The 10,364-nt window shown below is 70.4% G+C and carries 11 protein-coding genes; 7 read left to right on the top strand and 4 right to left on the bottom strand.

Annotated features, from left to right (window positions below; all coding sequences use genetic code 11):
• Nucleotides 1-118: 118 nt before the first annotated feature.
• Nucleotides 119-1,564 carry a FlgO family outer membrane protein gene (locus tag P1V51_15875; protein ID MDF1564523.1) on the top strand — a complete coding sequence of 482 codons (1,446 nt, stop codon included), beginning with the start codon at nt 119-121 and terminating at the stop codon, nt 1,562-1,564.
• Here P1V51_15875 and P1V51_15870 read toward each other — a convergent pair whose 3' ends face one another.
• Nucleotides 1,565-1,981, bottom strand: a complete 417-nt coding sequence (locus P1V51_15870; GenBank protein ID MDF1564522.1) for a J domain-containing protein — start codon at nt 1,979-1,981, stop codon at nt 1,565-1,567.
• Complete coding sequence (locus tag P1V51_15865) at nt 1,978-3,564, bottom strand: response regulator (GenBank protein MDF1564521.1); 1,587 nt, start codon at nt 3,562-3,564, stop codon at nt 1,978-1,980. Before P1V51_15865 ends, P1V51_15870 begins: the two co-directional genes overlap by 4 nt.
• 50 nt (nt 3,565-3,614) lie before the next feature.
• Between P1V51_15865 and P1V51_15860 the strand changes: the two genes are divergently transcribed.
• Both P1V51_15860 and P1V51_15855 read left to right on the top strand, forming a co-directional pair.
• Nucleotides 3,615-4,355: a glycosyltransferase family 2 protein gene (locus P1V51_15860; GenBank protein ID MDF1564520.1), complete on the top strand. Its 741-nt coding sequence runs from the start codon at nt 3,615-3,617 to the stop codon at nt 4,353-4,355.
• Nucleotides 4,356-4,471: 116 nt separating this feature from the next.
• Nucleotides 4,472-5,824 (top strand): sigma 54-dependent Fis family transcriptional regulator, encoded by a 1,353-nt coding sequence (locus P1V51_15855; protein ID MDF1564519.1) that lies wholly within the window; start codon nt 4,472-4,474, stop codon nt 5,822-5,824.
• A gap of 13 nt (nt 5,825-5,837) precedes the next feature.
• Here the strand turns inward: P1V51_15855 and P1V51_15850 are convergent, their stop codons facing one another.
• Complete coding sequence (locus P1V51_15850) at nt 5,838-6,455, bottom strand: hypothetical protein (GenBank protein MDF1564518.1); 618 nt, start codon at nt 6,453-6,455, stop codon at nt 5,838-5,840.
• An 83-nt stretch (nt 6,456-6,538) separates the two neighbouring features.
• On the opposite strand from P1V51_15850, the gene P1V51_15845 reads away from it, so the two are divergent.
• Nucleotides 6,539-7,156: an adenylate/guanylate cyclase domain-containing protein gene (locus P1V51_15845; GenBank protein ID MDF1564517.1), complete on the top strand. Its 618-nt coding sequence runs from the start codon at nt 6,539-6,541 to the stop codon at nt 7,154-7,156.
• 32 nt (nt 7,157-7,188) lie between these two features.
• On the top strand, nt 7,189-7,590 hold the full coding sequence (locus tag P1V51_15840) for a TerB family tellurite resistance protein (protein MDF1564516.1): 402 nt from the start codon (nt 7,189-7,191) through the stop codon (nt 7,588-7,590).
• Here P1V51_15840 and P1V51_15835 read toward each other — a convergent pair whose 3' ends face one another.
• Nucleotides 7,591-9,048 (bottom strand): NAD-binding protein, encoded by a 1,458-nt coding sequence (locus P1V51_15835; GenBank protein MDF1564515.1) that lies wholly within the window; start codon nt 9,046-9,048, stop codon nt 7,591-7,593. It abuts the gene before it with no gap.
• 78 nt (nt 9,049-9,126) lie between these two features.
• Between P1V51_15835 and P1V51_15830 the strand changes: the two genes are divergently transcribed.
• Together P1V51_15830 and P1V51_15825 are read left to right on the top strand one after the other, a co-directional pair.
• Nucleotides 9,127-9,657 (top strand): DUF523 domain-containing protein, encoded by a 531-nt coding sequence (locus P1V51_15830; GenBank protein ID MDF1564514.1) that lies wholly within the window; start codon nt 9,127-9,129, stop codon nt 9,655-9,657.
• A gap of 8 nt (nt 9,658-9,665) precedes the next feature.
• Nucleotides 9,666-10,208 carry a flavoprotein gene (locus tag P1V51_15825; GenBank protein MDF1564513.1) on the top strand — a complete coding sequence of 181 codons (543 nt, stop codon included), beginning with the start codon at nt 9,666-9,668 and terminating at the stop codon, nt 10,206-10,208.
• The last annotated feature ends 156 nt before the right edge of the window (nt 10,209-10,364 follow it).

Below are 10,364 nucleotides of genomic sequence, written 5' to 3'. Positions count from 1 at the left end.
CTTGTTCGGGAGGGGCCGGGGGTGCTACGACGTGGGGACCCATGCTGGCCCCGCGGGGGCCCTCGCGAACGCCGAGGGCATGGAAGGGGGTTCAGCGGTGTCTAGAGAGGATCATTTCGTGAAGCGCCTCACCTTCGCTCTTCTGGCCCTGGGCCTCGCCGCCCTCCTGCCCGCCACCTCCGCCCGCGCCGACGACGGCTCGGCGGCCATCTCCGCCAAGGCCGAGCTCGCGGTCGAGTCCCTCCGGGCCGGCCTCAAGAAGCGCGGCGGCGTGATCGCCGTGGCGCCGGTGGTCTCGATGGGAGACGCGAAGCCCTTCGATCTCGGCGCCTCCTTCGGCGCGGCGCTGGTCGACGCCCTGCGCAAGGCGGACTTCGAGGTGAGGGACGAGTCGACGATCAAGGACCTCCTGGGTGAGGCGGCGATGTCCGAGACCCTCGGCGGTGACTCGGACAAGCTCGAGAAGATCCAGCAGTCCCTCGGCGCGAAGACCATCCTGGTGACCCAGCTCGGCGCGCTGGGCGAGACCCTGGTGCTGGACGTGAAGGCCCTCGATCCCTCCACCGCCCAGGTGGTCGGCGCCACCGACCAGAAGCTCCCCCTCTCGCTCTTCGCCAGCAAGAAGCAGCCCTCCACCAAGGCCTACACCGGCGGCGCGAGTGACGAGCGGGTGGAGGTCGCCCTGCGGCGCCTCACCGACGGCCTGGTGATCCAGCTGCGCAAGGCCCTGCCCGACGTGGATCTGCGCTACCTGCGGGCCGGCGTGATCCCCTTCGAGGAGAAGGGCAAGAGCACCAAGTCCAAGGAGCTCGGCGCGGTCGTCGCCTCCGAGATCTCGACCATCCTGCGCCGGGACCACGGCGTCCTCCTGGTCGAGCGGCAGCAGATCGGCAAGGTCGTGGACGAGCAGGCCCGCGGCCAGAGCGGCCTCATCGACGAGAACACCGCGGCCGAGATGGGCAAGATCCTCGGCGTCGACTACCTCGTGCTCGGCACCGTGGGTGAGGTGGGCGACCACTTCCGGGTCGACGCGAAGGTGGTCAGCGCCGAGAACGGCAAGGTCGTCGCCTCGGACAACCGCTCGCTGCCCTCGGCGAGCCTGATCGCCCTCTCCGCGGACGCCGTGGTGCTGCGCTCCCGCTCGGGCGCGGCCTTCCGCTCGATCCTGATCCCCGGCTGGGGCCAGTTCTACAACCGCGAGCCGGTGAAGGGCTCGGTCTTCCTCGGCGCGGAGCTCGCCCTCTTCGGCGTGGCCACCACCTTCCACCTGCTCGGCATGCAGGACGAGAGCGACTACCACCTGCCCCGCGACCAGTTCGAGACGAAGTTCGCCAACGACAGCTCGGGCCTCACCCTCTCGGAGATCGCCGAGAACCTGCGCACCTCGGCCGCCCAGAACTACCGCACCCGCAACACCTTCCTGATCATCGCGGGCGGCCTCTGGGCCTACAACCTGCTCGACGCCTACCTCAACGGCGTGCCGGCCAACGCCGAGGGCGCCTTCGTCCTCGGCGCGGTCCCGACCGAGAAGGGCCTCGCCCTCTCCCTCGGCGCCCGCTGGTAGTCAGCTCGGGCTGATCACACCCTTCTCGATCGCATCGAGGAGGGTGTCCCGCGCGATCGTCAGCTCCTGGGAGAGCCGGGTGGCGTCCTCGAGGCGCTCGGGATCGTTGGCGAAGCGATCGGGGTGGAACTGCCGCAGCAGCCGGCGGTGGGCCTGCTTGATCGCCGCGGCGTCCGCTCCCCAGTCCAGCTCGAGGGCCCGGTAGGCCTTCTCCAGCTCGTCCCGGCGGCTACGGGCCGCGGCGGCCCTCTGGCGCTGCCGCTGGTAGTGCGCCCGCTCCTCGGCGGAGGGGCCCTCCGCGTCGAGCTCCGGGAGCTCGAGCTCCGGATCCGCCTCGAGCCGGTCGCGGCCGAGGCGCCGGACGGCGTGGCCCACGTTGGCTCGCAGGGCGCGGAAGAGGCGCGAGCCGACGCTCACCCACGTCCTCCGGCCGGGCGGCGCGCGGCCAGCCCCTCGATCACCCGCTGCAGCTCGGTCTGGCCGGCGATCAGCCGCACCCCGACGCCAGACTGGGCTCCGGCGTCGCCGGCGGCGTGGACCTGACGGACCACCTCCCCGACCACCTGGATGGGCTCGACGTTCCAGCCGGGGCGGATCTCGATGGAGAGGCGGGAGCCGATGGCGAGGGGCTCCCGCATGGGCAGGAAGAGCCCCCCGGTGGAGACGTCCTTGAGGTGGCCGTAGACGATGTCCGCGCCGCCGCCCACCTGGAAGCGCACCTCGAGGTTCGCCGCGAGCCGCTCCGCCCGGCGCCGGTCGTCACCGAGGTCCTCGACCTCCACCAGGGGCAGGGTCTCGTCCCCGGGGGCGGCCGGGCGCACGGTGACCGAGAGGCCGGGCCGGGCGCCACGGACGACCTGGGTGCTGAGCTCCTCCTCGCCGTCGAAGAGATCGGAGAGATCGATCTCCTCGGGGGGCAGGTGCTCCTCGCCCTCGATCTCGATCGGGAAGCCCTCGTCCGACTCGACCCAGTTCGCCTTGCCCGCCCGGGCGTTGGCCGCGGCGAAGAGCTCCGAGGAGAGGGTGACGCCCACCTGCTGGGCGGCCCGGTAGAGGGTGCCGAAGAGGTGCAGGTGCAGGTGGCGGCGCCGGGAGCGCCCCACGGCCCGCTGCATCCGGGTCCGCAGGACCTCGACGCTCTCCAGGCTGCGCACCACGTAGTCGGAGGCGCCGGCCCGGACGGCCTCCAGCGCGATCCGGGTGTCCGAGCCACCGCTGGTGACGACGATCTCCACCCGGGGATCGATCCCCTTGAGGGTGCGCACCAGGGTCAGGGCCTCGGGCAGATCCACGCTCACCAGGGCGGCCAGCGGGCTGTCGGGGCGCCCGAGCCAGCTGCGCGCCGTTTCGAGGTGGTGGGCCACCTCGCAGCGCAGGCGGCTCTCCTCCAGGGTCTGCTCGATCACCGAGGCGACCGCGAGGTTGTCCTCCACCACGAGGACCGAGGGGCGGCGGGCCAGGTCCTTCTTGAAGCCGAAGAGCTGGCGGGCGACCCAGGTCACGACCTCCTGTCCGGCCTCGCCGGCGGCGAGCTCCCGGGAGAGATCGGCGACCATCTGATCGGAGAGGCGCCGGGAGATGTGCCGCTCCATCACCGAGATCAGCCTCCCCGTGACCACGTCGAGGTGATCGAAGGGCTTGGCGATGTAGTCCGCCGCGCCGGCGGTGAGCGCGTCCACCACGGTGGAGGCCGAGGGGAAGCCGGTGATCATCACGGAGGGCACGTAGTCGGCGCCCGAGCAGACCTCCTCGATGAGGACCACCCCCGACCCGTCCGGCAGGTTCTTGTCGATCACCATCAGGTCGTAGCTGCGAGCCCCCAGGAGGGAGCGAGCGTCGGCCAGGCTGCCGGCCGAGTCCGACTCCAGGCCGGCGGCGCCCAGGATCGCCGAGAGGGTCATGCAGACCGAGGGCTCGTCGTCCACGATGAGCACGCGCGCACTGCCGCGGGCCTCCCGGTGGAAGCGCTCCCAGGCTGAGGCTAGACGCTCGAGATCCATGTCCTTCGATGATCCCCCCGTCTGCCACCGTGGTACAAGGGCCCACCCCGATGATCAACTCTTCTACCCCGGTCCACGTCGTGATCCCGGCTTTCGACGAGGCCCGCCTGATCGGCAGGACGGTGGAGCGGGCCGGCCGCTACCTGGCCGATCACCGGCCGGGCTCGACCCTCTGCGTGGTGGACGATGGCTCCCGGGACGACACCGCCGGGGTGGCCCGGGCCGCCGGCGCCGGGCTGCCGGAGGGCGTGCGCTTCCAGCTCCTGGGCGGCCCCCCGAACCGCGGCAAGGGCCACGCCGTGCGCCTCGGGGTCCTGGCGGCCGAGGCCCCCCTGGTGCTCTTCTGCGACGCCGATCTCTCGACCGACCTCGAGGAGCTCCCGAAGCTCGCCGCCGCCATCGAGGCCGGCGCCGACCTGGCCATCGGGTCGCGCTCCATCTCCGGGGCCCGGGTGGAGAAGCGCCAGCCCCTCTACCGGATGGCCATGGGGAAGACCTTCAACAAGATCATGCGGCTGATGACCTTCCTGCCGGTGGTCGACTCCCAGTGCGGCTTCAAGCTCTTTCGCCGGGAGGCCTCCGCGCGGCTCTTCGCCGCCTCGCTCATCGACGGCTTCGCCTTCGACGTCGAGGTCCTCTTCCTCGCCCGGAAGGCGGGCCTCTCCATCGCCGAGGTGCCGGTGCGCTGGGTCAACGACGAGGTCAGCTCGGTGAACCCGGTCGTCCACAGCGCCCAGATGCTCCGGGACCTGGCGAGGATCCGGTGGCTTCACCAGCGGACGCGGGTATAGTCCCAGGCTGCATGGTCCGCCGCTACGACACCGAAGACGACATCGTCACCAACCCCGGCTCCGACGAGCACAGCCTCGAGTTCTCGGGCGAGCGCGAGGCCACCCGCACCCAGACCATGATCGTCGAGACCCGCACCATGCTGCGGGTGAGGCGGGTCCGGCTCACGGTGGTCGCCGGTCCGGAGCAGGGCCGGGAGCTGGTCAGCGAGCGGGAGCGGATCCGGATCGGCTCTCACCCGCAGTCCGATCTGGTGCTGCGCGACCAGACGGTCAGCCGGACCCACGCCGAGATCCAGCTCACCGAGCGGGGCTACCTCCTGGTCGACGTGGAGAGCACCAACGGTACGGTCCTCGACGGGCAGCGCGTCGAGCGCGCCTACCTGGCCCCGGGCAGCAACATCAAGATCGGGGCCACGATCCTCACCTTCAACGCGGTCGACGAGGAGATCCCCATCGAGGCCGGCCACGAGGGCCGCCTGGGCGCCATGGTCGGCGAGTCCCTGGCGATGCGGCAGGCCTTCGGGCTGATCCAGAAGATCGCCCCGATGGACGTGACGGTGCTGGTCACCGGCGAGACCGGCACCGGCAAGGAGCTGGTCGCCCGCGCCCTCCACGACTACTCGACCCGCAAGGACGGCCCCTTCGTGGTGCTCGACTGCGGCGCGATCCCTCCGAACCTCATCGAGTCGGAGATCTTCGGGCACGAGCGGGGCGCCTTCACCGGGGCCGAGAAGGCCCGGGCCGGCGCCTTCGAGCGCGCCGATGGAGGGACGATCTTCCTCGACGAGCTCGGCGAGCTGCGCCTGGATCTCCAGCCGCGCCTCCTGCGGGTCCTCGAGAACCGCGAGATCCGCCGGGTGGGCGGCAACAAGGTCAGAGAGATCGACGTCCGCGTGATCGCCGCGACGAACCGGGACCTGCAGAAGGAGATCCAGGCCTCGAACTTCCGCGAGGATCTCTTCTTCCGCCTCTCGGTGATCAACGTCGCCATCCCGCCGCTGCGCGAGCGGAGGGGGGACATCGAGGTCCTCGCCCGGCACTTCCTCGAGAGCCCCCGGGTCATCGCCAGCCGGGGCCGGATCGATATCTCCGACGAGGCCCTCTCGGCCCTGAAGACCTACGACTGGCCCGGGAACGTGCGGGAGCTGCTCAACGTCCTCGAGCGGGCCACCACCCTGAACCGGGGGGAGATCATCGGACTCGAGGATCTCCCGGAGCGGATCGTCCAGGTGGACACCCCCGAGGGCCCGCCCATCGAGGGGGACGTCGAGGCGATGCCCGAGGTCTCCTTCAAGGAGGCCAAGGAGGCCCTGCTCGAGGACTTCGAGCGGGACTACATCCGAAACATCCTCAAGGCCTGTGGAGGCAACATCTCCGAGGCGGCCCGCCGCAGCGGGCTCCACCGCAAGTCCATCGAGCGCCTGGCGAAGAAGTACGACCTCGACGCCAGGTCACTCGGCGAGGACTGAAAGAGGCGCGCCGCTACTTGGCCTCGGCCTGGGGCGCGGCCTGCTTGTTGGCCTTGCGCACGCTCTTCTTCGCGGCCGTCTTCTTCGCGGCCTTCTTGGCGGCCGGCTTCTTCACGGCGGCCTTCTTCGCGGCCTTCTTGCCGGCCTTGCGCGCGGTCTTCGGGGCCGCCTTCTTCTTCGCCGGGCGGCCGGCCTTCTTCGGGGTCACCCCGCTGGAGATCAGGCCGGTCTTGCCTTCCTGCACCAGCCGGCGGTGCTTCTGGTAGTGCGCCGAGCAGAGGCCCCGGGTCTTCGAGGGGTTCTTGCAGCCCTCCTGGGTGCAGTCCCCGACGTTGAGGCGGGGGCGGCCGACCTTGCCGGTCTTCTTGCCGGCCCGCTTCGCAGCCTTGGTGCCGCCCCGCCGGGCGGCTCCCTTCTTCCGGCTGGCAGGGCGGCCGCGCTTCTTGCCACCACCGATCCGGGCCGGGCCGCTGGCCGCCCCGAAGTCGATCTTGACCTCGAGGGCCTGGGCCTCGAAGAGCTGGTAGCTCTCGCCCGAGCCGAGGCGCGTGGTAATCTCCCTGCGCACCTCGCGCTCGTCGTGGAGGGTGGCCCGGCCCCGGCCGTCGATGATGATATAGGTTTTCGGCATTTTTTATATGTTCCTGTACGGGTTTTCCCCCCCGTTCCCAATCGATAATTGAGTGACAAATCTCTTTTGGAAGGGAGAGTCAAGTGTCTGGAGCATCGCAGCGAGCCCTCGAGCGGCTTCTCGAGCGCAGGAATACCCCCGGAGAGGATCGCCAGGCCATCGACGAGGCCATCCGGGAGCGCTTCGAGGAGGAGTGGACCATCGTCTTCACCGACCTGGTCGGTTTTTCCAAGACGACCCGTGATTTCGGAATCGTCCACTTCCTCGGGATCATCTATCAGAAGGGCGTGCTCTGCCGGCCCATCGTCGACGAGCACGGCGGCCTGATCCTCAAGGAGGAGGCCGACTCGTGGATCGTCATCTTCCGCAAGCCCGAGACGGCGCTGAAGGCCATCATCGCCTGCCAGCACGCCTGCCAGGCCTACAACGAGGGCGCCCGCCCCGAGGACAAGGTCGAGCTCTGCGTGGGCATCGGCTTCGGTCCCACCCTGAAGATCGGCGACGACGACGTCTGGGGCCGGGAGGTGAACTACGCCTCCAAGCTCGGCGAGGACATCGCCCGGGCCGACGAGATCCTGCTCACCGAGGAGGCCCACCGGGCCATCGGCGACAAGGTTCCGGGGGTGACCTTCGAGGAGGATCACTGTAGCTTTGGCCCCCTGGAGCTGCCCTACTACCGGGTCGGCTACGACCGGAAATAGACCCAACGCCCATCAGCCAGAGGAGAGGCCGCATGTTCATCGGACTTCTGAACAAGGAGCAGCAGGAAGCGCTCTGCTCGATCATCCAGTTCGTCGCCAAGATCGATGGCGCGGACGACGCCCGTGAGGAGCTGCTCATCTCGGCCCTGCTCGCCGAGACCTCCCTCGACACGATGCCGGCGACCGCCGACGATCAGGACGCCGTCGAGGCCCTCCTCGACCGCTTCGACACCCCGGTGGCCCGGCACTCCCTCCTCCTGGAGATGATGGGCGTGGCCCTGGCCGACAACAACCTCCACGAGGCCGAGGTCAAGGCCATCCTGGCGGTCGCCGACGCCCTGAAGGTCGACCGCGAGTGGGTCGATCGCGGGCGGGACTACGTGCAGCGCACCCTCGAGCTCCAGCGCGAGGGGAACGACCTGCTGCGAGGCTAGCTAGAGCTTCACCGGGCGCCGGGCGATGACCACCAGGGCGTCGCCCGCGTTCACCACGAGCTCCGAGGGGGGGTTCACCGTGACCTTCGGTGAGCCCGCCTCCATCCGCTCGAGGGAGACGAGCACCGCGTCGTGCTCCTTCTTCAGGGAGCGGTGCAGGTCACCGATGCTCTGGCCGGCCTGCGCCTCCCCCACCGTCACCTTGTGGAAGGCGTTGCCGTAGCGCGCCGAGAGGATCTCGTCGAAGGTGGCCACCAGCCCCGAGGTGCGCCCCACCGAGCCGAGGATGAAGCCGCTGTACTCGTCGGCGATCACGATCTCCTCGACCCCGGAGCGGCGCAGCAGGCCCTCGTTCTGCCGGCTGCGCAGCTCCGCGCAGGTGAAGATCCCCGGGCAGAGGCGCTCGACGGTCAGCGCCGCCAGCACCGTGCGGGCATCCCGATCCTGGTCCGAGCGGGGCTGGGTCTTGTCGGAGAGGAGGATGGCCTTGGAGGCCCGGGAGACGGCGGCCTGCTCCAGGACCTCCACCCGGGTGTAGTCCCCGGAGACGTGGTAGAGCAGCTCGCGCCGCAGCCGGTCGAGGGGGAGGTCCTCGGGCAGGCCCTCGGCCTCGGTGATGATCACCACCGGGAGGTCCTCGGCCCCCTCCCCCACCATCATCTCCTCGACGACGAGGGGTCCGGCGTGGTTCCAGCCGCAGATGATGATGTGTCCGGAGAGATCGTCCACGTCCATGGGGTTCACCTCCATGCGCTGGGAGAGCCGGCCGACCATGGTCGCCGAGATCGTGCCGACGAACATGCCGAAGACCGTCAGCCCGCCGAGCATCAGGGTCAGGGTGATCACGCGGCCCAGCAGGGTGACCGGCTCACCGCCCACCGGCTCGCCGGCGATGAGGGAGTAGATCGAGAACCAGGTGGCCTGGGGCAGGCTCGCGAAGCCCGTCCCCACCGTCCGCTCGGCCAGATAGAGGGTGATCGCGCCGGCCAGGACCAGCACCGTCGTGACCGTCCCGAGGAGCATCAGCTCGGTGGTGGCCCCGGAGATGGCGCCGCGCAGGAGCGAGAAGCGGCGGTTGAGGATCAGGCCGAGCCGGAAGAGGCGCAGCAGGCGCAGCACCCGCAAGAGGCGCAGGGGCCGGATGACCGGCAGGACCGAGAGGAGGTCGATCCAGTAGCGCCGGAAGTAGACCGACTTCTTCGGCGCGACCCAGAAGCGCAGGGAGAGCTCGACGATGAAGGCCCAGGTGATGAGGTCGGAGAGCTCCTCGAGGGTGACCCGCAGGGGGCTGTCGCGCCCCTCCACGGTCTCCAGGACGATGAGCACCACCGAGACCAGGATCAGCACCGCCACCAGCAGGTCGGTCGTGGGCCGGTGGAGCCAGCGGTGGAAGGCGAGCTTCACCGCCTCATAGCGGGAGAGCTGCAGTGCGCCCCTCTGCGCGTCGACGACGGCCACGAGGAGTTCGATTAGCCCGCATCCCGGCCGGCTGGCAAGGCGGCGGGCTTCGCGTCTACCCTCTTCTCCTCGAGGGTGATGATGAAGAGCGCGGATCGTCTCAGGGTCGGGGTCTCCCACTGCCTCCTCGGCGCCGCCTGCCGCTACGACGGGGGCAGCGCCGAGCTTCGCCTCCTCGAGGAGATCCTCGGCGCCCGCTGCGTCCTGATCCCGGTCTGCCCCGAGGTCGAGATCGGGCTGCCCGTCCCCCGGGAGAAGATCCTCCTCGTGGGCCCCCGGGAGGCCCCCGAGGTCCTCGGCGAGGAGAGCGGCCGCACCTTCGGAGAGCGGCTGCGCACCTTCGCCCGGGGGTGGCTGCTGGGGGTGGGAGAGCTCCACGGCTTCGTGCTCCAGTCCCGCTCCCCGAGCTGCGGCGTGGGCAGCTGCTGGCGCCGGGAGCGCCGGGAGAGCGAGCCCTTGCGGGACGGCACGGGCCTCTTCGCCGAGGTCCTCCTGGCGACGCACCCCGGCCTGCCCGTGCGGGAGGACACCGATCTTCCGGGCGCCGCCGCCTGCCGGGCCTTCCTCGCCGAGGTCGAGGCCTACGCCTCCCGGCGCGAAAAGGAGTAGAAGGGGCCATGGCCGAGGGCGAGAAGAAGATCCTGCTGATCGTCACCGGCGGCATCGCCGCCTACAAGACCCCGGGGCTGGTCGGCGCCCTGCGGGCCGGCGGCGCCGAGGTGCGCTGCGCCATGACCCACAACGCCACCCACTTCATCGGCGCGGCCAGCCTGGAGGCGGCCTCCGGCTCCCCGGTGCTCCTCGACCTCTTCGCCGCCGACGAGCAGGGGATCGATCACGTGAGCTGGGGCCAGTGGGCCGACCTGCTCCTCGTCGCCCCGGCGACGGCCAACTTCCTGGCCAAGATGGCCCACGGCCTGGCCGACGACGCGGCCTCGACGATGGCGCTGGCCACCCGGGCCCCGGTGCTGGTGGCGCCGGCCATGAACGACGCGATGTGGGCGCACCCGGCCACCGTGGCGAACCTCGCGCTCCTGAAGGAGCGCGGCGCGACCCTCGTCGGCCCCGAGGAGGGCGAGCTCGCCGAGGGCTACAGCGCCGTCGGCCGGATGAGCGAGCCCGAGGTGATCGCCCGGGCCGCGGTTACCCTGCTCGCCTAGGTCCGCTTTGACGAGGCCGATCTCGATCTCCTAGACTCTTTCTGCACGTCGGGGGGACCCACGCCTTGCCTTTCTTCGACCCGGCTACTGCGCCTGGTCGATCGCTCCCACCCAGCACGAGGAAAGGTCATGGCATGGCATTTGCCCCCCCCCCGA

It is taken from the genome of Deltaproteobacteria bacterium (assembly GCA_029210625.1).
Classification (GTDB): domain Bacteria; phylum Myxococcota; class Myxococcia; order SLRQ01; family SLRQ01; genus JARGFU01.
This window is presented reverse-complemented; position numbering and strand designations above follow the sequence as displayed.